At 43.6% G+C, this 24,059-nt stretch carries 30 protein-coding genes and 1 tRNA gene; all 31 read right to left on the minus strand.

The window, feature by feature from the left end; all coding sequences use genetic code 11:
* Positions 1-3: 3 nt before the first annotated feature.
* Positions 4-561 carry a 50S ribosomal protein L6 gene (rplF, locus tag AAA942_RS14365; protein ID WP_338220985.1) on the minus strand — a complete coding sequence of 186 codons (558 nt, stop codon included), beginning with the start codon at positions 559-561 and terminating at the stop codon, positions 4-6.
* 9 nt (positions 562-570) lie between these two features.
* Entirely contained in the window at positions 571-966 is a 396-nt protein-coding gene (rpsH, locus tag AAA942_RS14370; protein WP_338220986.1) for a 30S ribosomal protein S8, read from the minus strand.
* 82 nt (positions 967-1,048) lie between these two features.
* Positions 1,049-1,318 carry a 30S ribosomal protein S14 gene (rpsN, locus tag AAA942_RS14375; protein ID WP_026953276.1) on the minus strand — a complete coding sequence of 90 codons (270 nt, stop codon included), beginning with the start codon at positions 1,316-1,318 and terminating at the stop codon, positions 1,049-1,051.
* Between the two features lie 2 nt (positions 1,319-1,320).
* A complete protein-coding gene (rplE, locus tag AAA942_RS14380) occupies positions 1,321-1,878 on the minus strand; it encodes a 50S ribosomal protein L5 (RefSeq protein WP_338220987.1) in 558 nt (185 codons plus the stop codon).
* On the minus strand, positions 1,871-2,215 hold the full coding sequence (rplX, locus tag AAA942_RS14385) for a 50S ribosomal protein L24 (RefSeq protein WP_338220988.1): 345 nt from the start codon (positions 2,213-2,215) through the stop codon (positions 1,871-1,873). Before rplX ends, rplE begins: the two co-directional genes overlap by 8 nt.
* 2 nt (positions 2,216-2,217) lie before the next feature.
* The gene (rplN, locus tag AAA942_RS14390; protein WP_026953273.1) at positions 2,218-2,586 is read right to left on the minus strand and encodes a 50S ribosomal protein L14; all 369 of its coding nucleotides are present in this window, start codon (positions 2,584-2,586) and stop codon (positions 2,218-2,220) included.
* Positions 2,587-2,588: 2 nt separating this feature from the next.
* On the minus strand, positions 2,589-2,852 hold the full coding sequence (gene rpsQ, locus AAA942_RS14395; protein WP_338220989.1) for a 30S ribosomal protein S17: 264 nt from the start codon (positions 2,850-2,852) through the stop codon (positions 2,589-2,591).
* Between the two features lie 19 nt (positions 2,853-2,871).
* Positions 2,872-3,054 carry a 50S ribosomal protein L29 gene (rpmC, locus tag AAA942_RS14400; RefSeq protein WP_338220990.1) on the minus strand — a complete coding sequence of 61 codons (183 nt, stop codon included), beginning with the start codon at positions 3,052-3,054 and terminating at the stop codon, positions 2,872-2,874.
* Between the two features lie 9 nt (positions 3,055-3,063).
* Complete coding sequence (gene rplP / locus AAA942_RS14405; protein ID WP_338220991.1) at positions 3,064-3,483, minus strand: 50S ribosomal protein L16; 420 nt, start codon at positions 3,481-3,483, stop codon at positions 3,064-3,066.
* Between the two features lie 25 nt (positions 3,484-3,508).
* The gene (gene rpsC, locus AAA942_RS14410) at positions 3,509-4,243 is read right to left on the minus strand and encodes a 30S ribosomal protein S3 (RefSeq protein WP_338220992.1); all 735 of its coding nucleotides are present in this window, start codon (positions 4,241-4,243) and stop codon (positions 3,509-3,511) included.
* 9 nt (positions 4,244-4,252) lie between these two features.
* Positions 4,253-4,645, minus strand: a complete 393-nt coding sequence (rplV, locus tag AAA942_RS14415; RefSeq protein ID WP_338220993.1) for a 50S ribosomal protein L22 — start codon at positions 4,643-4,645, stop codon at positions 4,253-4,255.
* A 2-nt stretch (positions 4,646-4,647) separates the two neighbouring features.
* Positions 4,648-4,926, minus strand: coding sequence for a 30S ribosomal protein S19 (rpsS, locus tag AAA942_RS14420; RefSeq protein WP_026953267.1), 279 nt, complete (start codon positions 4,924-4,926; stop codon positions 4,648-4,650).
* A gap of 2 nt (positions 4,927-4,928) precedes the next feature.
* Positions 4,929-5,753 carry a 50S ribosomal protein L2 gene (gene rplB, locus AAA942_RS14425; RefSeq protein WP_338220994.1) on the minus strand — a complete coding sequence of 275 codons (825 nt, stop codon included), beginning with the start codon at positions 5,751-5,753 and terminating at the stop codon, positions 4,929-4,931.
* A gap of 13 nt (positions 5,754-5,766) precedes the next feature.
* Positions 5,767-6,054 (minus strand): 50S ribosomal protein L23, encoded by a 288-nt coding sequence (gene rplW / locus AAA942_RS14430; RefSeq protein WP_338220995.1) that lies wholly within the window; start codon positions 6,052-6,054, stop codon positions 5,767-5,769.
* Between the two features lie 4 nt (positions 6,055-6,058).
* Complete coding sequence (gene rplD, locus AAA942_RS14435) at positions 6,059-6,688, minus strand: 50S ribosomal protein L4 (protein ID WP_338220996.1); 630 nt, start codon at positions 6,686-6,688, stop codon at positions 6,059-6,061.
* A 3-nt stretch (positions 6,689-6,691) separates the two neighbouring features.
* The gene (rplC, locus tag AAA942_RS14440) at positions 6,692-7,324 is read right to left on the minus strand and encodes a 50S ribosomal protein L3 (protein WP_338220997.1); all 633 of its coding nucleotides are present in this window, start codon (positions 7,322-7,324) and stop codon (positions 6,692-6,694) included.
* A gap of 244 nt (positions 7,325-7,568) precedes the next feature.
* Positions 7,569-7,874: a 30S ribosomal protein S10 gene (gene rpsJ, locus AAA942_RS14445; RefSeq protein WP_024284766.1), complete on the minus strand. Its 306-nt coding sequence runs from the start codon at positions 7,872-7,874 to the stop codon at positions 7,569-7,571.
* 11 nt (positions 7,875-7,885) lie between these two features.
* Entirely contained in the window at positions 7,886-10,006 is a 2,121-nt protein-coding gene (fusA, locus tag AAA942_RS14450; protein WP_338220998.1) for an elongation factor G, read from the minus strand.
* A gap of 5 nt (positions 10,007-10,011) precedes the next feature.
* On the minus strand, positions 10,012-10,479 hold the full coding sequence (gene rpsG, locus AAA942_RS14455) for a 30S ribosomal protein S7 (RefSeq protein ID WP_067544568.1): 468 nt from the start codon (positions 10,477-10,479) through the stop codon (positions 10,012-10,014).
* A 19-nt stretch (positions 10,480-10,498) separates the two neighbouring features.
* Entirely contained in the window at positions 10,499-10,912 is a 414-nt protein-coding gene (rpsL, locus tag AAA942_RS14460) for a 30S ribosomal protein S12 (RefSeq protein ID WP_338220999.1), read from the minus strand.
* Positions 10,913-11,010: 98 nt separating this feature from the next.
* Positions 11,011-11,325: a DUF3467 domain-containing protein gene (locus tag AAA942_RS14465; RefSeq protein WP_338221000.1), complete on the minus strand. Its 315-nt coding sequence runs from the start codon at positions 11,323-11,325 to the stop codon at positions 11,011-11,013.
* A 66-nt stretch (positions 11,326-11,391) separates the two neighbouring features.
* Entirely contained in the window at positions 11,392-15,705 is a 4,314-nt protein-coding gene (rpoC, locus tag AAA942_RS14470) for a DNA-directed RNA polymerase subunit beta' (RefSeq protein WP_338221001.1), read from the minus strand.
* A 47-nt stretch (positions 15,706-15,752) separates the two neighbouring features.
* Positions 15,753-19,628 carry a DNA-directed RNA polymerase subunit beta gene (rpoB, locus tag AAA942_RS14475; protein WP_338221002.1) on the minus strand — a complete coding sequence of 1,292 codons (3,876 nt, stop codon included), beginning with the start codon at positions 19,626-19,628 and terminating at the stop codon, positions 15,753-15,755.
* A gap of 156 nt (positions 19,629-19,784) precedes the next feature.
* Positions 19,785-20,171: a 50S ribosomal protein L7/L12 gene (gene rplL, locus AAA942_RS14480; protein WP_338221003.1), complete on the minus strand. Its 387-nt coding sequence runs from the start codon at positions 20,169-20,171 to the stop codon at positions 19,785-19,787.
* A gap of 44 nt (positions 20,172-20,215) precedes the next feature.
* On the minus strand, positions 20,216-20,755 hold the full coding sequence (gene rplJ, locus AAA942_RS14485) for a 50S ribosomal protein L10 (protein ID WP_338221004.1): 540 nt from the start codon (positions 20,753-20,755) through the stop codon (positions 20,216-20,218).
* Positions 20,756-20,757: 2 nt separating this feature from the next.
* A complete protein-coding gene (rplA, locus tag AAA942_RS14490) occupies positions 20,758-21,456 on the minus strand; it encodes a 50S ribosomal protein L1 (protein ID WP_338221005.1) in 699 nt (232 codons plus the stop codon).
* Between the two features lie 10 nt (positions 21,457-21,466).
* On the minus strand, positions 21,467-21,910 hold the full coding sequence (gene rplK, locus AAA942_RS14495) for a 50S ribosomal protein L11 (RefSeq protein ID WP_338221006.1): 444 nt from the start codon (positions 21,908-21,910) through the stop codon (positions 21,467-21,469).
* Between the two features lie 3 nt (positions 21,911-21,913).
* Positions 21,914-22,471: a transcription termination/antitermination protein NusG gene (gene nusG / locus AAA942_RS14500; protein WP_338221007.1), complete on the minus strand. Its 558-nt coding sequence runs from the start codon at positions 22,469-22,471 to the stop codon at positions 21,914-21,916.
* Between the two features lie 13 nt (positions 22,472-22,484).
* Entirely contained in the window at positions 22,485-22,673 is a 189-nt protein-coding gene (gene secE, locus AAA942_RS14505; RefSeq protein WP_338221302.1) for a preprotein translocase subunit SecE, read from the minus strand.
* 15 nt (positions 22,674-22,688) lie between these two features.
* Positions 22,689-22,759, minus strand: a tRNA-Trp gene (locus AAA942_RS14510).
* A 112-nt stretch (positions 22,760-22,871) separates the two neighbouring features.
* A complete protein-coding gene (gene tuf, locus AAA942_RS14515; RefSeq protein WP_338221008.1) occupies positions 22,872-24,059 on the minus strand; it encodes an elongation factor Tu in 1,188 nt (395 codons plus the stop codon).

Genomic DNA, 24,059 nt, shown 5'->3' on the forward strand with positions numbered 1-24,059 from the left:
CTATTATTTTTTACCGGCAGTTTTACCAGCCTTACGTCTAACATTTTCACCAACGAAGCGCACACCTTTTCCTTTGTAAGGTTCTACCTTTCTCAAGGATCTGATTTTGGCTGCTACCTGACCAATCAATTCTTTGTCAATTCCCTCAAGAGTAATCACTGGGTTTTTACCTTTAGGAGTCTCGGTCTTGAGAGCGATCTCATTAGGCAAAGCCATGAAAATACTGTGAGAATAACCCAAGCTTAGCTCAAGAATCTGACCTTGATTGGACGCCTTATAACCTACACCGACAAGCTCCAAATCCTTTTTGTATCCTTCAGATACTCCGATCACCATATTGTTGATCAGCGCACGATAAAGTCCGTGCATGGATTTGTGTCTTTTAGAATCAGTAGGTCTGGCAAGGACAAGTTCTTGTCCCTCCACTTTCACCTGAATATCAGGATTCACATCCTGAGTCAGTGTACCCTTTGGACCTTTAACAGTGACAGTTCCATGAGCTGACACGTCTACAGTAACACCGCTGGGTAGATTTATTGGTTTTTTACCTATTCTAGACATGATAGTTAATTAATATACGTAGCAAAGTACTTCGCCACCGATTCCTTCGGTACGGGCTTCTTTGTCTGTCATTACCCCTTTGGAGGTGGAAATGATCGCAATACCCAAGCCGTTGATTACTCGAGGCAATTCATCGTGCTTGGCATATTTTCTTAAACCTGGAGTACTTACTCGCTCCAGGCTTACAATCGCGTTCTGCTTAGTTGAAGGATTATACTTCAACGCAATCTTGATTGTGCCCTGTGGACCATTCTGCTCAAACTTATAGTTTTGAATGTATCCTTTGTCGTGCAATACTTTGGTAATCTCCTTCTTGATATTAGAAGCAGGGATCTCGACGATTCTGTGAGAAGCTTTGATAGCATTTCTCAATCTGGTCAGATAATCGGCTATTGGATCAGTCATAATAAATTTAGTCTAGCACCACCCAAATTGGGCGTGCAAAGTTACGAATTGATTTTTAGAATAAAAACTACTGTCGTTTTATTTACCAGCTAGACTTTGTCAGACCAGGAATCTTACCTGCAGCTGCCATTTCTCTGAAGGTAACCCTGTTGATACCGAACTTTCTCATGTATCCTTTAGGACGGCCGGTCAGCTTACATCTGTTGTGAAGTCTTACCGGAGAGGCGTTCTTTGGTAATTTGTCAAGGGCCTCGTAGTCACCGGCTGCTTTCAGCTCAGCTCTTTTCTTGGCATACTTGGCTACCAGTCTTTCTCTTTTTCTCTCACGAGCTTTGATGGACTCTTTTGCCATGATTATTCTTGGTTTTTATTTACGAAAGGCATACCGAAAGCTTTCAACATTGCAAAAGCCTCTTCATCTGTATTTGCAGTAGTCACGAAAGTGATGTCCATTCCGGAGATTCTGTTCACCTTTTCGATGGAAATCTCAGGGAAAATGATCTGCTCTGTCACTCCTAAAGTGTAGTTACCTCTACCATCGAATCCTTTATCGGAAACGCCTTTGAAATCTCTTACACGAGGAAGGGCAACAGTCATCAAACGGTCTAGGAATTCATACATTCTCTCACCTCTGAGGGTCACTTTGGCACCGATAGGCATTCCTTCTCTCAATTTGAAGTTAGATACGGCGATTTTAGCTTTGGTAGCCACAGCCTTTTGGCCAGTAATCAAAGACAGTTCTTCAACGCCCTGATCTGCAAGTTTCTTGTCCGCAACAGCCGCTCCGATACCTTTATTAAGGACGATTTTGGTAAGTTTTGGCACTTGCATTACAGAAGTGTACTGGAATTTTTCTTTCAAAGCCGGAACGATATCGTTCAGGTACTTTTCTTTCATTCTTGGATTAGCCATTGATCACCTCCCCGGTTTTCTTTGAATATCTGACTAGTTTACCGTTTTCGTTTAGCTTGCGACCTGTACGGGTAGCTTCACCAGTTTTAGGATCTACAAGCATCAAGTTGCTGATATGAAGTGCAGCTTCTTTCTTTTCGATACCTCCTTGAGGCTTGGCCGCAGTGGGCTTCACGTGCTTGGTGATCATATTGATTCCTTCTACGATTGCCTTACTTTTCTGGGTATCTACGGAAAGTACTTTACCGGTTTTTCCTTTGTCATCTCCGGCGATCACTTTTACTGTATCTCCGGTCTTGATGTGCAGCTTTTGCTGCTTATTGAATTTTCTTTCCATGATTACAATACTTCAGGGGCCAAGGAAACAATCTTCATGAACTGCTTTTCTCTGAGCTCGCGGGCAACAGGTCCGAAGATACGGGTACCTCTTGGCTCATCGTTGTTGTTCAACAACACAGCTGCATTGTCTTCGAATCTGATATAGGAACCATCCTTTCTGCGGATTTCTTTTTTGGTTCTTACAATCACCGCTTTGGAAACGGTACCTTTTTTCATGTTGCTGGAAGATAGGGCTGACTTTACTGTCACGACTACTTTATCACCAATAGAAGCATATCGCTTTTTAGTTCCTCCCAATACGCGGATGACCAATACCTCTTTGGCACCGGAGTTGTCCGCCACACTTAGTCTGGATTCTTGCTGTATCATGATTACTTAGCCCTTTCAATAATTTCAACTAATCTCCAACGCTTGTTCTTACTCAGCGGACGAGTTTCGCTTATTCTCACGGTGTCACCTGGGTTACACTCGTTGTTCTCGTCATGAGCCATAAATTTGGTAGTCTTAGCAACAAACTTACCGTAGATAGGATGTTTTACCATTCGCTCTACAGCTACAGTAATGGACTTATCCATGTTGTTGCTTACGACTTTACCAATTCTCTCTTTTCGAAGATTTCTCTCAATCGTAGCCATTTTCTTTTCTGTTAGCTAGTTATTTGGAGGCCAATGCAGTCTGCAATCTTGCGATCAAACGCTTGGTCTCGCGGATTCTGTTAGGATTTTCAATTGGAGAAATCGAATGGGCAAATTTCAATTTGCTTAGATTCTCCTGCTCAGCGACTATTCGCTCGGCGATTTCACTTGCTGCAAGTGATCTGATTTCAGTGTTTTTCATAATTCCTGATTATTCAGCGTAGTCTCTTCTTACCACAAATCTTGTACTTACAGGCAGCTTCTGCTGCGCAAGTCTCAATGCTTCCTGAGCGGTCTCCAGGCTAACGCCTGTAGCTTCGAAAAGGATCGTTCCTGGCTTGATAACGGCTACCCAATATTCTGGTGCACCTTTACCTTTACCCATACGAACCTCAGCGGGCTTTTTGGTGATCGGCTTGTCAGGGAAAATTCTGATCCAAACCTGACCTTCTCTCTTCATCGCTCGGGTCATGGCAATACGCGCTGCCTCGATCTGGCGTGAAGTAATCCATCCTGGCTCCAGGGATTTGATGCCAAAGTTGCCAAAAGAAAGCTCATGCCCTCTTTGTGCAATGCCTTTGACACGGCCCTTTTGCATTTTCCTATATTTAGTTCTTTTTGGCTGTAACATGATTTCTCACTTAGAACGGTGAAAATTAGTTATTTCTTTTTCTTCGTCTCGGACCGTTGTCTCTTCCCTTAGGACCTGCAGGTCTCTGGCCTTTAGGCTCATTGGCTGCACCCTGATTAGGAGAAAGATCTCTCTTGCCGTATACTTCACCTTTGAATATCCATACTTTGATACCGATGATTCCGTAGACAGTCAAGGCTTCGGAGATAGCATAGTCAATGTCAGCTCTCAGAGTATGCAAAGGAATTCTTCCTTCCTTGTACATTTCAGATCTTGCCATTTCTGCACCTCCCAAACGTCCGGAGAGTTTTACTTTGATTCCTTCTGCTCCTACTCGCATGGAAGCGGCGATTGCCTGCTTCATTGCCCGGCGGAAGGAAATTCTTGCCTGAAGCTGCTGAGCGATAGATTCACCTACCAACTTTGCATCCAGTTCAGGACGCTTGATTTCGAAGATGTTGATCTGAATATCCTTATTAGTGATTTTCTTCAACTCTTCTTTCAGCTTATCTACTTCGGCGCCACCTTTACCAATTACTACCCCTGGTCTAGCGGTGTGGATAGTCAAAGTGATTCTTTTAAGCGTACGCTCAATGATCACCTTGGAGATACCGCCCTTAGGGATTCTGGCAAGGACATACTTTCGGATTTGCTGATCTTCGTATAGTTTTTCAGCAAAGTCTTTTCCACCATACCAGTTGGAATCCCAGCCTTTGACTACACCAAGTCTAAATCCTATTGGGTTAATCTTTTGTCCCATAGTCTTTTCTTAATTTGCCTTTTCGTTTAATTCTTCAAAATCAGCGGTAACTTCTCCGGAGTTGAATGCATCAACAACGAGGGTTACATGATTGGATCTTTTACGGATTCTGTGACCTCTACCCTGAGGGGCAGGTCTGAGTCTTTTCAAGGATCTACCTTCGTCTACCATGATGGTTTTGATGTACAGATCAGCCTCTTCCAGCTTGGCATCAGGATTCTTGGCTTGCCAGTTGGCAATTGCTGAGAGAAGTAATTTCTCCAGTCTGAGAGCTCCATGATTTGGGGTGTATTTCAACAGGCTCAAAGCCATTCCCACTCGCTTACCTCTCACGAGATCAGCAACCAGGCGCATTTTGCGCGGGGAGGTAGGAACATTTCGTAATCTTGCTATTGCTTCCATGATTATCTCTTTCCTTTATCTTTTTTAGCAACGTGGCCACGGAAATTTCTCGTAGGAGCAAATTCGCCCAACTTGTGACCTACCATGTTGTCAGTGACAAAAACAGGAATAAACTTGTTACCGTTATGCACAGCGAAGGTGTGGCCTACGAAATCCGGAGAAATCATTGATCTTCTTGACCACGTCTTGATGACAGATTTCTTGCCCGACTCGTTCATGGCGTCTACTTTCTTTACCAAGTGGTGCTCGATATAAGGACCTTTTTTTAATGATCGTGCCATGTTTATTTAGATCTTTTGCTAACGATAAACTTGTTTGAATACTTCTTAGGGGATCTGGTTTTCTTACCCTTGGCAAGAAGACCTTTTCTGGATCTTGGGTGACCACCGGAGGATCTACCTTCACCACCACCCATTGGGTGATCGACTGGGTTCATCGCTACACCTCTGGTTCGTGGTCTAACGCCTAGCCATCTCTTACGACCTGCTTTGCCCAAGACTACGTTCATATGATCACCATTGGAAACTGTTCCAACTGTAGCCATACATACTCCCAAAACCAATCTCATTTCACCAGAAGGAAGCTTAACGGTCACATACTTGCCATCTCTAGCAACGATCTGAGCGTATCCACCTGCACTCCTAGCCAATGCTCCACCTTTACCTGGCTTCAATTCCACATTGTGTACAATGGTACCCATTGGAATATTTGCCATTTGCATGGCGTTGCCCACTTCTGGAGCAACTTTCTCTCCGGAAATCACTGTTTGTCCTACTTGCAAACCTTCCGGGGCGATAATGTAGGCTTTGGCACCGTCTGCATAGTAAAGTAGGGCAAGACGTGCTGTTCTGTTTGGATCGTACTCAATCGCCTTTACAGTCGCTGGTACACCAAACTTGTTTCTTTGGAAGTCTACAATTCTCAGTCTTCTCTTATGACCACCACCGATATAACGGGCAGTCATTTTGCCTTCATTATTTCTACCGCCTGATTTCTTCAAAGGAGCGATCAAAGATTTCTCTGGCTTGGACGAAGTGATTTCGTCGAAAGCTGGAGCCACTCTGAATCGGGTTCCCGGAGTTACAGGCCTTAATTTTTTAATTGCCATGATATTGATTCAATTAAATTTCTCCGTAAAAATCAATCACCTCACCGTCAGCTACCTGTACAATTGCCTTTTTGAAGGAATTGGTGAAGCCTGATACGATTCTATTCTTAGTATATCTGGTCTTATGCTTCGCAGCATATCGCATGGTGCGAATAGACACTACTTTCACGCCATAGGTCTTTTCTACAGCATTCTTGATCTGAAGCTTATCTGCGGTTTTTTCTACGATGAATCCGTATACTCCCTTTTCGTTAAGTCCTGAGATCTTCTCTGTAATCAAAGGCTGTTTCAGAATCTCCATTGTCTTATTTCGATAAAATGGTTTCCAACTTACTTACAGAACCTTCGCACAACACCAAGTGATCTGCGTGAAGAAGCTGATAAGTATTGACATCATTCACAGTGACTACTTTCGCCTTAGGAAGGTTTCTGCTGGACAAGAAGACATTCTTGTTGTCTTCTGGAAGTACCAAAAGGGTCTTTTTGTCAGCTAGAGCAAGTCCATTAAGCAATGCGATGTAGCTTTTGGTCTTTGGAGCCTCAAATGAAAGATCTTCCAAAACCACTAGGCTGTTGTCTTTTACCTTATAAGAAAGGGCAGACTTTCTAGCCAACTGCTTCATTTTCTTATTCAATTTGAAGGAATAGTCTCTTGGCTTAGGGCCAAATACTCTACCTCCACCTCTGAAAAGCGGGGACTTCAAAGATCCTGCACGTGCACCACCGGTACCCTTTTGCTTCTTGATCTTTTTGGTAGAACCTGCTACTTCATTTCTTTCTTTTGACTTGTGAGTTCCCTGTCTCTGATTGGCCAGGTATTGTTTCACATCCAGATAGATGGCATTGTCATTGGGCTCGATTGCAAAAATCTCGTCCGAAAGAGTCACCTTTCTACCTGTATCTTGTCCTTGATGATTAATTACTGCTAATTCCATGGCTTACTTCTCCAGAATAACAAATGAATTTTTTGGACCAGGCACTGAACCAGAAACCAACAAGAGGTTTTGCTCAGGGTAGATTTTCAACACACGAAGGTTGATCACCTTTACTCTGTCTCCTCCAGTTCTTCCGGCCATTCTCATCCCCTTGAATACTCGGGAAGGCCAAGAACATGCACCAATAGAACCTGGGTGTCTCTGTCTGTTGTGCTGACCGTGAGTTTGTCCACCCACACCGCCAAACCCATGACGCTTTACCACACCCTGAAATCCTTTACCTTTGGAAGTACCGATGGCGTCTACGAAGTCGCCCTCAACAAATACTTCACCAGCTTTCACTGTAGCCCCTAGATTAACCTGGCCTTCAAATTCGACCCGGAAATCTCGGAACTCAACAACTTTCTGCTTTGGAGTGGTGCCGGCCTTTTTGAAATGGCCCATCAATGGCTTAGGAGTGTTTTTCTCCTTTCGCTCACCAAACCCCAACTGCACTGCGTTGTACCCGTCTGTTTCAACGTTTTTTACTTGCGTCACTACGCAAGGACCAGCTTCGATTAGCGTGCATGCGACATTACGTCCATCGGCACTGAAGATGCTAGTCATTCCGACTTTTTTACCTATAATACCAGACATCTTAAATAAGATAATTTGATAATCCACAAGCATTTATGCGCTTGGGCCCTTTTTAAGGACTGCAAAGTTACTGAAATAAAATTTGGCAGCAAATCCCAACTCTAATATTTTCAAACAATTAGAAAAAAATGATTGGCTGAAGCCTAAGATTTGAACTTCTTACCAATGAAAATTTTATAATTCCCCACAAAAACAAAAGACCTGCATGATTTGCAGGCCTTTTGAAGGAAGGTTTCAGAGTCGATCAAACTTTGATCTCTACATCCACACCGCTTGGAAGCTCAATCTTCATGAGTGCATCCACCGTCTTAGAAGAGTTGGAGTAGATATCTACCAATCTCTTATAAGTACAAAGCTGGTATTGATCTCTAGCTTTCTTGTTTACGTGTGGGGATTTCAACACGGTAAACTTCTCTTTCTTGGTAGGCAAAGGAATAGGACCTACTACTACAGCGCCTGTGGCCTTTACTGCCTTCACGATCTTCTCTGATGACTTGTCCACCAGGCTATGATCGTATGATTTTAGTTTTATTCTGATTTTCTGATTCATTTTCTTGAAGATTAGGCTTTTTCACCTTTTACTTTGGCAATCACTGTTTCAGCAATATTGCTTGGAACTGGCTCGTAGTGAGAGAAGGTCAGGGACGCAGTCGCTCTACCGGAAGAGATCGTTCTCAAGTCAGTCACGTAACCGAACAACTCGGACAAAGGAACAGCTGCTCTGACTACGGTAGAAGTACCCTTGGTATCCATCCCTTTCATCAAACCTCTTCTTCTGTTCAAGTCACCGGTGATAGGACCTGTGTACTCATCTGGAGTCACCACGTCCACGGACATGATTGGTTCCAAAAGCTGAGGCTTACACTTTTTGGCTGCCTCTTTAAATCCAATTCTTGCTGCCAATTCGAAAGAAAGCGCATCGGAGTCCACATCGTGGAAGGATCCGTGGAACAATCTTACTTTCATGGATTCGATTGGATAGCCTGCCAAAGGACCATTTTTCATGGCTTCGTTAAATCCTTTCTGGATAGCTGGGATAAATTCTTTAGGAATCACACCACCTACGATGCCATTTACGAAATCCAAACCTGGCTTGATTTCACCGGTTTCGGCATCAGCCTCTCTTGGACCCAATTCGAAGACAATGTCCGCAAATTTACCCTTACCACCTGTCTGTTTCTTGTAGACTTCTTTGTGTTCCACATTGCCAAACAAAGCTTCTTTGTAAGCAACCTGAGGTGCACCTTGGTTGATTTCTACTTTGAATTCTCTCTTCAATCGATCGATGATGATTTCCAAGTGAAGCTCACCCATACCTCTCAAGATCGTCTGACCAGTTTCGTGGTCGGTGTTTACCTGAAGTGTAGGATCTTCTTCCACCAATTTGGCAATCGCCATACCCAATTTATCCACGTCAGCTTGAGTCTTAGGCTCAATTGCATAACCGATAACTGGCTCAGGGAAGATCATAGATTCCAATACTACTTTGCGCTTTTCGTCACAAAGCGTATCACCGGTCTTGATATCTTTAAAGCCTACTACCGCTCCGATATCCCCGGCTACCAATCTTTCGATTTGGTTTTGCTTGTTAGCATGCATTTGGAATACTCGGGAGATACGCTCTTTATTGCCAGATCGGCTGTTGAACACATAAGAACCGGATTCAAGAACACCTGAGTAAGCTCTTACAAAGCAAAGTCTACCTACGAATGGGTCAGTGGCAATTTTGAACGCAAGACCTGTAAAAGGTTCTTTCTCATCTGGAGCGATTCTTACTTCCTGCTCTTCGTTGTCCAAAGCATGACCAATGATATCGTCCTTATCCAATGGAGAAGGAAGCAATTCCATCACCAAATCAAGCATGGTCTGAACTCCTTTGTTTTTGAAAGAAGAACCACAAACCATAGGAACGATCTTCATGTCAATTGTTGCTTTTCTCAAAGCAGTGAGAATTTCTTCTTCAGAAATAGAATCTGGATCGTCAAAGAATTTCTCCATCAAAGACTCGTCGTACTCAGCTACAGCTTCAAGCAAGTGCTCTCTCCACTGCGCTGCTTCTTCCTGCAAGTCTTCAGGAATCGGAACTACTTCATAGGTCATTCCCATGTCGTGCTCGTTCCAGATAATTCCTCTGTTGTTGATCAAATCAACAACACCTCGGAACTTATCTTCTGCACCGATTGGAATCTGCAAAGGAACAGCATAGCTGCCAAGCATATCTTTCACTTGCTTGCAAACATCCAAAAAGTTAGCACCTGCACGGTCCATTTTATTGACGAAACCGATTCGTGCTACATTATAATTATCGGCCAATCTCCAGTTGGTCTCAGACTGAGGCTCCACACCATCTACTGCACTGAATAAGAATACCAAGCCATCCAATACCCGAAGGGAACGGTTAACTTCAACAGTAAAGTCTACGTGACCCGGGGTATCGATAATGTTCACATTGTATTTTTGGTCTCGATAATTCCAAAATACGGTAGTAGCTGCAGAGGTGATGGTAATCCCTCTTTCCTGCTCCTGAGCCATCCAGTCCATTGTGGCAGCACCGTCGTGCACTTCACCAATTTTGTGGGAAACACCAGCATAAAAAAGAATTCGCTCAGTGGTAGTCGTTTTACCGGCATCGATGTGAGCAGCGATACCGATATTTCTAGTATATCTTAAGTCTCTTGCCATCGGGATTAAAATCTAAAGTGGGAGAATGCTTTGTTGGCTTCGGCCATTCTGTGCGTATCATCTTTCTTCTTCACTGCGGCACCTTCGCCTTTTGCAGCTGCGATGATTTCACCGGCTAGTCTATCCATCATGGTTTTCTCACCTCTTTTACGAGCATAGGTGATCATCCACTTGATTCCAAGGGACATCTTTCTTTCAGGTCTCACTTCCATTGGAACCTGGAAAGTAGCACCACCAACTCTACGACTCTTCACCTCAACGGATGGAGCAATATTGTTAAGCGCCTTTTTCCAAACTTCAAGACCATTCTCACCTACTTTGGATTCTACTTTTGCTACTGCATCGTAGAAAATGTTGTAAGCAATACTCTTCTTCCCGTCGATCATTAGACAGTTTACAAACTTGGTGACCAAAGTATCATTGAACTTTGGGTCAGGAAGAATATATCTCTTCTTTGGTTTCGCTTTTCTCATTTCTTTTTAAAACGTTTTGTTATTTCTTCTTGCCTGGAGCCGCAGCAGGTGCGCCTTTTCCAGCCTTAGGTCTTTTTGCACCATACTTGGAGCGACCTTGCTTACGGTCTTTTACTCCGGCGGTGTCCAATGCACCACGGATGATGTGGTATCTTACTCCTGGAAGATCCTTCACACGACCACCTCTGATCAGTACGATAGAGTGTTCCTGCAGATTGTGTCCTTCTCCCGGAATGTAAGCGTTCACTTCTTTTCCGTTGGTCAATCTTACCCTTGCCACCTTTCTCATTGCAGAGTTAGGCTTCTTTGGGGTCGTAGTATATACCCTGGTACAAACCCCTCTTCGCTGAGGACATGCGTCCAAAGCGCGAGACTTTGACTTGAATTCCAGTGTATTTCTACCTTTTCTTACTAACTGTTGAATAGTAGGCATTAACTGATGATATTTATTTTTGCTGTAAACTGTTAATTTTTGGACTGCAAAGGTACAAGAAGTAATAAGAGTAACAAAATTAAGCAGTTATATTTTTCTTAAGCTTCTCCTGGTGTTCCAAAGGAAATGGGAAAAGAGGGTGCCCCGCCACTAGGGTTAATTTTGCCAAATGCAGCTTCGTATTTTTCAATATTATCCTTCAAGGCAGCCAATAATCGCTTGGCATGATCCGGGGTAACAATGATTCTGCTTTTCACTTTTGCCTTGGGTACTCCTGGCATTAGGCGGATAAAATCAATCACAAATTCCGAATTAGAATGAGCAATCATGGCTAGATTGGAATAAATACCTTCTGCTACCTCTTCGGATAGCTCTACATTGATCTGCTGATCAGGTCTTTTGTTGTCTTCCATTTTTTCTTGAGATTAAAAAAGGCCTGTACTTGAGATACAGGCCTTTCGGGTTCAATTATTCTTTATTTAAAGGATGGCCTCACTTGATTTTTTTGAGGTAGCTCTTTCCATGTTTTCGGAAAGTTTCTCGTATTCCTCTTTGGAACCGACAATTAGATTTTGCAATCTTCTCTGTCCGGTACCTGCAGGAATCAGGTGACCAACGATTACGTTTTCTTTCAAACCGAGCAGTTCATCACGCTTTCCACGGATAGCTGCTTCGGAGAGTACCTTGGTAGTCTCTTGGAAAGAAGCTGCAGAAATGAAGCTTTCTGTACCCAAAGAGGCTGCTGTGATACCCTGAAGAGTAGGTTTGGAAACAGCAGTTTCTGCATCTCTTACTTGAACCAGTTTCAAATCTTTTCTTTTCAGGCTGGAGTTTTCATCTCTCAATCTTCTGGCAGAAATGATCATACCTGGCTTCAAGGTAGAGGAGTCACCTGCGTCCATCACCACTTTTTTGTCCAAGATATTGTCGTTTTCCTCACGGAATGCCCACTTGTCTACTACTTGACCCTGCAAGAAGTTGGTATCGCCTGCATCAAGAATTTCAACTTTTTGCATCATTTGAGATACAATGACCTCAATGTGCTTATCGTTAATCTTCACCCCTTGAAGTCTGTAAACTTCCTGGATTTCATTGACAAGATATTCCTGAACCGCAGTTGGTCCTTTGATAGCAAGAATGTCATTTGGAGTGATTGCCCCATCAGACAATGGCTCGCCTGCGCGGATAAAGTCATTTTCCTGAACCAAGATGTGCTTGGAAAGAGAGACCATGTATTTCTTGATCACGCCATCTTTAGATTCAATGACGATTTCACGGTTACCTCTCTTGATTCCTCCATAAGATACCACACCGTCGATTTCAGAAACTACGGCCGGATTGGAAGGATTTCTTGCTTCGAAGAGTTCGGTTACCCGTGGAAGACCACCGGTGATGTCTCGGGTTTTACCCACAGATCTAGGAATCTTCACAAGGATTTGACCAGATTTCACTTTATCACCAGCTTCCACTGCCAAGTGAGCCCCTACCGGAATATTGTATGCTTTCGCATCTTCTCCGTAGTTGACCACAATCGCAGGGTTTTTGGTTCTATCCTTGGATTCAATGATTACTTTCTCACGGAAACCAGTCTGATCATCGGCTACTTCCTTGTAGGTGATTCCTTCTACGATCGCTTCGAATTCAACGTTTCCGTCAAACTCAGAAAGGATAACCGCATTATATGGATCCCAAGTACACAAGGATTCACCCTTGGCTATTTTCTGTCCGTCTTTCACGTTCAACACAGCACCATAAGGCACGTGGTTGGAAACGAGCGTCTTACCAGACTTGGCATCATTGATTTTGATTTCACCGGAACGGCCCATCACTACTGTGGTTGGTTCACCGTCTCTGTTGGTGGTCTCGATAAATCTCAATTCCTCATCAAACTCGATCACCCCCTCGAACTTGGCATTGATGCTGGCATCCACAGCCATGTTGGAAGCTGTACCCCCTACGTGGAAAGTTCTCAAAGTCAACTGAGTACCTGGCTCTCCGATAGATTGAGCTGCAATTACCCCTACTGATTCACCTGCTTGCACCATCTTGCCTGTAGCAAGATTTCTACCATAACACTTGGAGCAAACGCCTCTTCGTGTTTCGCAAGTCAATACGGAACGGATTTCTACTTCCTCAATGGCAGACTCATCCACCAACTTGGCAATTTCGTCTGTGATTTCGACTCCAGCAGGTACAATCAATTCGTCAGAAACGGGATCATACACATCGTGTACAGATACTCTACCGAGAATACGCTCAGAAAGTGGCTCAACGATTTCGTCGTTGTCTTTCAAAGGCTGAACTACCAGTCCTCTCAAAGTTCCGCAATCCTCCTCAGTCACAATCATATCCTGGGCCACGTCCACCAGTCGACGAGTCAAATAACCCGCATCGGCAGTTTTCAATGCTGTATCGGCAAGACCTTTACGAGCACCGTGAGTGGAGATGAAGTATTCCAATACATCTAGACCTTCTTTGAAGTTGGAAAGGATTGGGTTTTCGATGATTTCCCCCACAGAACCCTGAAGGTTTTTCTGAGGCTTAGCCATTAGACCTCTCATACCACCCAATTGACGGATTTGTTCTCTGGAACCTCTAGCTCCTGAGTGCATCATCATGTAGATGGCATTGAATCCTTGCTTGTCCTCCTCCATTTTCTTCATCAGATTGTTAGTCAAATGAGAATTGGTACGAGTCCAAATATCAATTACCTGATTGTATCGTTCGTTATCGGTGATCAGCCCCATAAGGTAGTTGTTCCATACTTGGTCCACTTCCTCCTTGGCCTTAGCGATCATTGGCTCTTTTTCGTCAGGGATGATTACATCGTTCAAGCCCATAGAAAGGCCGCCCTGGTAGGCCATCTGGAATCCTAGATTCTTGATGTCGTCCAAGAACTGAGCAGTTCTCGCAATACCACAAACCTTTACTACCTCGGCAATGATCTGCTGAAGCTTTTTCTTGGTCAAAAGCTCATTCACATATCCTACTTCCTCTGGTACAAACTGATTGAAAATCAATCGGCCAGCGACAGTTTCGATGATTTGCTCAGAAATTTCACCTTCTCCGGTTCTCACCTTCACTTTGCACTTAATGTGTGCATGCTTGGAAATTTGGCCTTCATTGAGGGCGATAATGACTTCTTCCTGAGAATAGAAAGTCATTCCTTCACCTGCCACAGGCTCTTCAGGAGTGGATTTCTTTCCTTTGGTCACATAGTACAAGCCCAAAACCATGTCCTGAGAAGGTACAGTGATCGGCGCACCGTTGGCAGGGTTGAGAATATTGTGGGCTGAAAGCATCAAAGTAGATGCTTCCAAAATAGCTTCATGACCTAGCGGCACGTGAACGGCCATTTGGTCACCGTCAAAGTCAGCGTTGAATGCAGTACACACCAATGGGTGCAACTGAATCGCTTTTCCTTCGATCAGCTTAGGCTGGAATGCCTGAATACCCAATCTGTGAAGGGTTGGGGCACGGTTCAAAAGAACAGGGTGTCCTTTCAACACGTTTTCCAAAATATCCCATACCACTGGATCTTTGCGATCCACAATTTTCTTGGCAGACTTCACCGTCTTCACAATGCCTCTTTCGATCAGTTTTCTGATGATAAATGGCTTGAAAAGTTCAGCCGCCATATTTTTAGGAAGACCACACTCATGAAGCTTTAACTCTGGACCTACGACGATCACAGATCGACCAGAATAATCCACACGCTTACCAAGTAGGTTTTGACGGAATCGACCTTGCTTACCTTTCAGCATATCAGAAAGGGATTTCAAAGCACGGTTTCCATCCGCTCTTACCGCATTTACTTTTCTTGAATTGTCGAATAGAGAATCTACAGCTTCCTGAAGCATTCGCTTTTCGTTTCTCAAAATCACCTCAGGAGCCTTGATATCGATCAATCGCTTCAATCGGTTGTTTCGGATGATTACTCTTCTGTACAAGTCATTCAAGTCAGAAGTAGCAAATCTACCACCATCTAAAGGTACCAATGGACGCAATTCTGGTGGAATCACAGGAACCATTCGGACTACCATCCACTCTGGACGGTTTTCGATACGGGTTCTTGCATCACGGAATGCTTCCACAACTTTCAGACGCTTCAAAGCTTCTGCTTTTCTCTGTTGAGAAGTATCTGTAGCCGCTTGATGACGAAGAGAATAAGATAGATCATCCAAATCCAATCTCGCCAACAACATTTCCAAAGCTTCTGCACCCATCTTGGCGATGAATTTGTTTGGATCGTCATCGTCAAGCATGTGGTTTTCCTTAGGAAGCTTGTCCATGATGTCCAGGTATTCATCTTCAGTGAGGAAGTCCAAATATTGAACTCCTTCTTCCGCCTTAATACCAGCTTGGACTACTACATAGCGCTCATAGTAAACAATCTGGTCCAACTTTTTGGTTGGAAGACCCAAAAGGTATCCAATCTTATTTGGAAGAGACTTGAAATACCAGATATGAGCTACGGGAACTACAAGCTCAATATGGCCCATTCGCTCACGACGGACCTTTTTCTCAGTCACCTCTACACCGCATCGATCACAGATGATGCCTTTGTATCGGATTCTTTTGTATTTGCCACAATGACACTCCCAGTCTTTCACAGGACCGAAAATCCGCTCGCAGAACAACCCGCCCATTTCTGGCTTGTAGGTTCTGTAGTTGATGGTTTCCGGCTGGGTTACTTCACCATTGGAGCTATCCAAAATAGATTCTGGAGAGGCCAAGCTGATCGTAACTCGGGAAAAATCGTTGTTGAGTTTTTTATTTTTTCTAAACGACATAATTTTTTGAGATATGTTCAGGGCGGTTGCCCGCCCTATGAGCCAAATTAATCCAAGGTAATTTCAAGAGCCAAACCTCTCAATTCGTGAACCAATACATTGAATGATTCAGGAATGTTCGGTTTAGGAAGGTTTTCACCTTTCACGATCGCTTCGTAAGCTTTAGCCCTGCCGATTACGTCATCAGACTTCACGGTTAGGATTTCCTGAAGGACATGAGATGCTCCGAATGCTTCCAAAGCCCACACTTCCATCTCTCCGAATCGCTGACCACCAAACTGGGCTTTACCACCCAATGGCTGTTGAGTAATCAAAGAGTATGGTCCGATAGATCTGGCGTGCATCTTATCGTCTACCAAGTGACCTAGCTTAAGCATGTAGGCGATACCTACGGTGACAGGCTGATCAAACTTGTGTCCAGTCAAGCCATCGTATAAGTAAGTACGTCCATAAGCCGGTAGGCCTGCAGCTTCCAACTCTGCAGAAACCTCTTCCAAAGAAGCTCCGTCAAAAATTGGAGTTGCATACTTTTTACCCATCTTCTGTCCAGCCCAAGCCAAAACAGTCTCGAAGATCTGCCCAATGTTCATTCGGGATGGTACACCCAATGGATTCAATACGATGTCCATTGGAGTTCCGTCTTCCAAGAACGGCATGTCTTCGTCTCGGACAATTCGCGCTACGATACCCTTGTTACCGTGACGACCAGCCATCTTATCACCCACCTTGAGCTTTCTTTTCTTGGCAATGTACACTTTGGCGAGCTGAACGATACCTGCCGGCAATTCATCTCCTACCTCCAAAGTAAATCGCTCTCTCTTGAAGTTGCCGGAAATCTCGTTTCGGGCATTGGTATAGTTTTTCACCAATTGCACGATGAGAGAATTGGTGTGCGCATCTTCTGTCCAATCATCCAGGATGATATCGGAGATCAGATTTGCTTCCTCAGGAACATTGTAGTTAGACTCATCTCTGTAAGGGTTCTTAGCAGGGAAAAGGTTGTTTTCAATATTCTTCTGATTGAACTTCATGCCTTTGCTGATGATTTCATCACCAAACTTGTGCTTTACTCCCTGAGAAGTCTTGCCATCCAGCAAAGTGACCAATTTGTTGATCATTCTGGCACGGATACCCAAAAGGTCCTTGGAGTATTTGGCCTTGAGCTTTTCTACTTCAGCCTTAGCCTTTGCTCGGACGTCTTTGTCTTTCTTAGGTCTGGAGAAAAGCTTGGTTTCGATTACCACACCATTCAGGGAAGGAGATGCCTTCAAAGAAGCATCCTTCACGTCACCGGCCTTATCACCGAAGATCGCTCTAAGGAGTTTTTCTTCAGGGGTTGGATCGGTTTCACCTTTTGGAGTAATCTTACCAATGATGATGTCCCCCTCTTTAACCTCAGCACCGATTCGGATAATACCGTTTTCGTCCAGGTGCTTAACCGCTTCCTCAGAAACGTTAGGGATTTCAGAAGTCAATTCTTCCTCACCTCTCTTGGTATCTCTTACTTCAAGTTGGAACTCTTCTACGTGAATGGAAGTAAAGATATCTTCACGAACCACTCTTTCGGAGATTACGATCGCATCCTCGAAGTTATAACCTTGCCAAGGCATGTAAGCTACCTTCAGGTTTTTACCCAAAGCCAACTCACCGTTATTTGTAGAATAACCTTCGACCAAAACTTGACCTTTCTCTACTCTTTCTCCTTTCAATACCAAAGGAGTCAAGTTGATCGTAGTGTCTTGGTTAGTTCTTCTGAATTTGATCAGATCATAAGTCTTGTATTCGTCAGTGAAGTTGACCAAAAGTTCGTCCTGAGATAGGTCGTATTTAATGGTGATCTTCTTGGCATCTACATAATCAACTACACCGTTTGCCTCTGCGATAATCAATGCTCTGGAGTCAATAGCTGCTTTGGCTTCCAAACCAGTACCCACAATTGGTGCTTCTGGTCTTAGCAAAGGAACAGCCTGACGTTGCATGTTGGATCCCATCAATGCTCTGTTTGCATCATCATGCTCCAAGAACGGAATCAGAGAAGCTGCCACAGAAACAATTTGGTTTGGCGCGACATCCATGTATGAGATTTCACTTGGATCCAAAACAGGGAAATCCCCTTCGAAACGCGCTTTTACTTTTTCATTGACAAACTTGCCGGAAGGATCCAATGGCGCATTGGCCTGTGCAATGTTGTTATTGTCTTCTTCCTCAGCGGTCAAAAACACGATATCTTCCGTGCTCATGCCAACTTTTCCATTATCTACTTTTCGATACGGAGTTTCCAAGAAGCCCATGGAGTTCACTTTTGCATGAACACAAAGGGAGGAAATCAAACCGATGTTTGGTCCTTCAGGAGTCTCGATCGTACAAAGACGGCCGTAGTGAGTATAGTGAACGTCCCGCACTTCGAAGCCGGCTCTTTCTCTTGAAAGTCCACCAGGACCTAAAGCAGAAAGTCTTCTCTTGTGAGTCAACTCAGCCAATGGATTGGTTTGATCCATAAACTGAGAAAGCTGGTTTGTACCAAAGAAGGAATTAATCACAGAAGAAAGGGTACGTGCGTTGATCAAATCGACAGGTTTGAAGTCTTCATTGTCACGAACGTTCATTCTTTCGCGGATAGTTCTGGCCATTCTTGCCAAACCTACTCCAAACTGGCTATATAGCTGCTCTCCAACTGTACGAACCCGTCTGTTGGACAAGTGATCGATATCATCGACTACTGCCTTAGAGTTGATCAAACCGATCAAGTACTTCACAATAGAAATGATATCTTCCTTCGTCAAGACAATTTTTTCTGGCTCGATTTCAAGTCCAAGCTTTTTATTTATTCTATATCGTCCTACTTCACCCAAGTCATAACGCTTGTCTGAGAAGAACAGGCTATTGATCACCTCACGGGCAGTGGCCTCATCAGGTGCTTCAGTGTTTCTCAATTGTCTATAAATAACTTCCACCGCCTCTTTTTCAGAGTTGGAGTTATCTTTTTGAAGGGTATTGTAAATGATGGAGAAGTCAGCCACGTTTACATCTTCTCTATGGAGAATGATGGACTTGGAGCCTGAATCCAAAATCATTTCAATATCTTCCTCGGTAAGAATTGTATCTCTTTCTAGCAATACTTCATTTCGGTCGATGGATACTACCTCACCGGTATCCTCATCTACGAAATCCTCTACCCAAGTTCTCAAGACCCTTGCCGCCAATTTTCTTCCTGCCACTTTTTTCAAGGCAGTTTTGGTAGCAGACACTTCTTCGGAAAGACCAAAAAGATCAAGGATATCTTTATCAGAACCATAACCGATGGCACGGAGAAGCGTAGTCACCGGGAATTTTTTCTTACGGTCGATGTAGGCATACATGACATTGTTGATGTCAGTAGCAAATTCGATCCAAGAACCTTTGAAAGGAATAATTCGGGCAGAATATAACTTCGTTCCGTTGGTGTGCTTGCTTTGCGCAAAAAATACTCCTGGAGATCGGTGCAATTGAGACACGATGACTCGCTCAGCACCATTGATCACAAAGGAGCCCTTTTCAGTCATATAGGGCAAATTACCCAAGAAGACTTCCTGCTCGATGGTTTCAAAATCCTCATTGTCCTCGTCATGGCAAAGTAATCTCAGCTTTGCTTTCAATGGGACAGAATAAGTCAAGCCACGATCGATGCATTCTTCCACACTGTATTTGGGCGGATCGACGGCATAATCGATAAACTCCAAAGTGAAATTTTCTCTGGAATCACTAATCGGGAAGTTTTCAGCGAAAACTTTGAATAACCCATCTGCTCTTCTCTTCTCGGCAGGAGTATCCAGCTGGAAGAAATCTTTGAAAGATTGCAGCTGAATATCGAGAAAATCAGGATAGTCTTTGACCACCTTAATGGAGGAGAAACTTTTCCTTACGGTTTGATTCTTGATAGCCAAGGTAGTGTATTGTTTATAGTGAAATTTCTTATTGAAAAGCGACAATTTTCGCTTAGAATAATGCAATTTTTAACCTGTGCATAAACAGGAAAAGACCTGACTATTTTAGTCAGGTCTTAAGGCTACTCCCTTACCTAGAGGCGAGGGAGTACCAAATTATTTAATCTCTACTTCAGCACCAGCTTCTTCAAGAGACTTCTTCAAAGCCTCAGCTTCGTCCTTAGCGATACCTTCCTTCAAAGGCTTAGGAGCTGCGTCAACAAGATCTTTAGCATCTTTCAATCCAAGACCAGTCAATTCTTTAACCAGTTTCACAACTGCCAATTTCTGAGCACCAGCAGCTTTAAGGATTACGTCGAAAGAAGTCTTTTCTTCTTCAGCAGCAGCTTCTCCTCCACCAGCAGCAGCACCACCAGCCATTACCACAGCACCAGCTGCAGCAGGCTCGATACCATACTGATCCTTAAGGATATCTGTCAATTCTTTTACTTCTTTTACAGTCAAGTTTACCAACTGTTCTGCAAGTTGTGTAAGATCTGCCATTGTATTAATTAGTTAATTTTGTTTTTGATGATTTGATAAGAATATTAAGCCTCTTTTTCTGCCAAGGTCTTCAACACACCAGTGATGTTGTTTTGACCGGATTGCAGAGCAGAGATAAGATTTCTTGCAGGAGACTGTAGCAATCCGATAAGGTCGCCCAGCAACTCTTGCTTGGATTTGAGGTTAGACAGCATCTCGAGGTTGTTCTCGCCCAGAATTACATCTGAATCGATACCAGCTCCTTTGAATGCAGGTCTTGTTTCCTTTTTACCCAATTTTTTTCTAAAGTCAAGAAGCACTTTCGCAGGAAGATTGCTATTTTCCTTTGAGAAGATGATTCCTGAGAACCCTTTAAGGGCACCGTCAACCAGCTTGGAGTAGTCTGCATCCAGATTTTCCAAAGCTTTTTTGATCAATGTATTCTTGTAGACTTTATATTCTACACCTCTTTCGAAACAAGTTCTTCTAAAGGCGTTGATTTGAGCAACACTAAATCCAGACGCATCAGTGATATAGAAGAAAGGGGTTTCCCTAAACTTATCAGTCAGACCGTCGATTACAACTTTTTTCTCGTCTCTAGTCATGATTATATACCTTGAATGCTTCCCTTGTCTACTGAAATACCAGGAGACATGGTGCTGGAAAGATGAATACTTTTGAAATATGTCCCTTTTGCAGAAGAAGGCTTCAGCTTGGAAATGGTCATAATCAGCTCTTTCACATTATCCTCAATTTGCTGGGGAGTGAAGGAAACTTTTCCGACACCGGCATGAATAATTCCAAACTTATCTACTTTGAAATCAATCTTACCTGCTTTCACTTCTTTTACCGCTTTACCTACTTCTAGAGTAACGGTTCCTGATTTAGGATTGGGCATCAAACCTCTAGGGCCTAATACTCTACCTAATCTACCTACCTTAGCCATAACGTTAGGCATAGTGATGATGACGTCTACGTCAGTCCATCCGCCTTCGATTTTGGCAATGTAATCGTCCAAACCTACGTAATCTGCACCTGCTTCGGTGGCTTCTGCAACTTTGTCAGGAGTACAAAGCACCAATACTTTGATGTCTTTGCCGGTACCATGAGGAAGGGCTACAACCCCTCTTACCATTTGATCTGCTTTTCGAGGATCAACGCCCAAACGGACATCTACATCGACAGAAGCATCAAATTTGGTCATGGTGATTTCCTTAACCAGTGAAGAAGCAGCCTCGAGGGAGTACATTTGGCTTGGGTCGTACTTCGAAAGAGCTTCTTTTTGCTTTTTTGTTAACTTAGCCATTGTTTTTTATTTATACTTCCCAAGGGGCTTTACCAGATACTGTGATACCCATGCTTCGTGCAGTACCAGCCACCATTTTCATGGCAGATTCTACTTTGAAAGCATTCAGGTCAGGCATTTTCGTCTCAGCAATCGCTCTCACTTGATCCCAAGTGACAGATCCTACTTTCTTTCTGTTTGGCTCCGCAGAACCTCCTTTAACTTTTGCAGCTTCCAACAGCATATTTGCAGCTGGAGGAGTTTTTACCACAAAATCAAAAGATTTATCAGAATACACCGTAATCAGTACAGGAAGCACGGTGCCCATTTTATCTTGGGTACGTGCATTGAACTGCTTACAGAACTCCATGATGTTCAAACCCTTGGAACCAAGAGCTGGACCTACTGGAGGCGACGGGTTAGCCTGGCCACCTTTCACCTGTAGTTTTACATAACCAGTGATTTCCTTAGCCATTGCTTAGTCTTGTTTTTCTACTTGTATAAAGTTTAACTCTACTGGAGTATTTCGGCCGAAGATCTTAACCATAACATTAAGCTTCTTCTTCTCCTCAAATATCTCCTCAATTGTTCCGGTGAATCCACTGAAAGGACCGTCCATTACCTTTACGGCCTCTCCGACTATAAATGGTGTATCCTGCTTCTCGGCAAACTCATCAATCTCCTCAACCTTACCTAAGATACGGTTGACTTCTGATTGTCGTAATGGTTCAGGGGTTTTGGAAGCTCCCCCCTGGTTTGATCCAAGAAAACCGATTACTCCCGGAATACTCGTTATTACGTGATTGGCTTCCCCATTAGAAAGATCCGCATTGACCAAAACGTAACCAGGAAAGAAGTTTCTTTCTCTTACACGCTTTTTGCCGTTGCGCATCTCGTACACTTTCTCAGAGGGGATCAGGACTTCAGGAATAAATTCCTCGATCTTCTGCCGGAAAATTTCATTCTCCAGATAAGTCTTCGTCTTTTTTTCCTGCCCTGCTACTACTCTGAGGACGTACCATTTATGTTCAGCCATTCTGTAATGTCAATTAAAATAAATCATAAAACCATGTCATGACATTTTCGAATCCCAGATCAATTACCCCGATAAACAAGGCAAAGATGAGAGATGCTACCAATACCAATACGGCACTATTCTGAAGAAATGAATACTTAGGCCAAGTGACCTTGTTTTTCATTTCATCAACTGATTCGAGGACAAAGTTTTTAAGATTCATAGTCAATAACTGCTGCACGGGCAGAGAGATTCGAACTCCCATCAACGGTTTTGGAGACCGCTATTCTGCCATTGAACTATGCCCGTGTGAATGAACGCTCCCCAAAAGGGAACGCAAAATTAGGGATAATGTCTTTAGAAACAAATGCGATCCCAAAAAATATTTCGGGATCGCATCGTTAATTTATCTATCGGAGGATTAGTCCAAGATTTCAGTAACCTGTCCGGCACCTACTGTACGGCCACCTTCACGGATTGCGAATCTCAAACCTTTTTCCAAAGCTACCGCAGAAAGCAAGTTTACTTCGATAGTTACGTTGTCACCTGGCATAACCATTTCCACGTTTTCTGGAAGTTTGATTTCGCCGGTTACGTCTGTAGTTCTCAAGTAGAACTGAGGTCTGTACTTGTTGAAGAATGGAGTATGACGTCCACCTTCTTCCTTAGAAAGTACGTAAACTTCAGCCTTAAAGTGAGCGTGAGGCTTCACAGAACCTGGCTTACAGATGATCATACCACGCTTGATTTGAGATTTTTCAATACCTCTCAACAACAAACCTACGTTGTCACCAGCTTCACCTCTGTCAAGGATCTTACGGAACATCTCAACACCAGTTACTGTAGACTTAAGGCCTTCAGCACCCATACCAATGATATCTACAGGATCACCAGAGTTGATGATACCTCTTTCAATTCTACCAGTAGCTACGGTACCTCTACCAGTGATAGAGAATACGTCTTCAACAGGCATCAAGAAGTCTTTGTCGATCAAACGCTCAGGAAGTGGAATGTAAGAATCAACAGCATCCATCAATTGCATAACTGTGTCAACCCACTTGTCTTCACCGTTCAATGCTCCAAGAGCAGAACCAGCGATAACTGGGATATTGTCACCGTCGAATTCGTAAAAAGAAAGCAATTCTCTAACTTCCATTTCAACAAGCTCAAGCAATTCAGGGTCGTCCACCATGTCAACTTTGTTCAAGAAAACAACTAGTGCAGGTACACCTACCTGACGAGCCAAAAGGATGTGCTCTCTAGTTTGAGGCATAGGTCCGTCTGTAGCGGCTACCACTAGGATAGCACCGTCCATCTGAGCAGCACCAGTTACCATGTTCTTAACGTAGTCAGCGTGACCAGGACAGTCTACGTGAGCGTAGTGTCTCTTTTCAGTCTGATATTCTACGTGTGAGGTATTGATAGTGATACCTCTTTCTTTCTCTTCGGGAGCGTTGTCGATAGAAGAGAAATCTCTCATTTCAGAAAGACCTTTTTTTGCCAATACGGTAGTAATGGCGGCAGTCAAAGTTGTTTTGCCATGGTCTACGTGTCCAATCGTACCGATGTTAACGTGCGGCTTGGAACGGTCGAATGTTGCTTTTGCCAT

Origin of the sequence: Algoriphagus sp. oki45, assembly GCF_036245605.1 — a bacterium.
GTDB lineage: Bacteria > Bacteroidota > Bacteroidia > Cytophagales > Cyclobacteriaceae > Algoriphagus.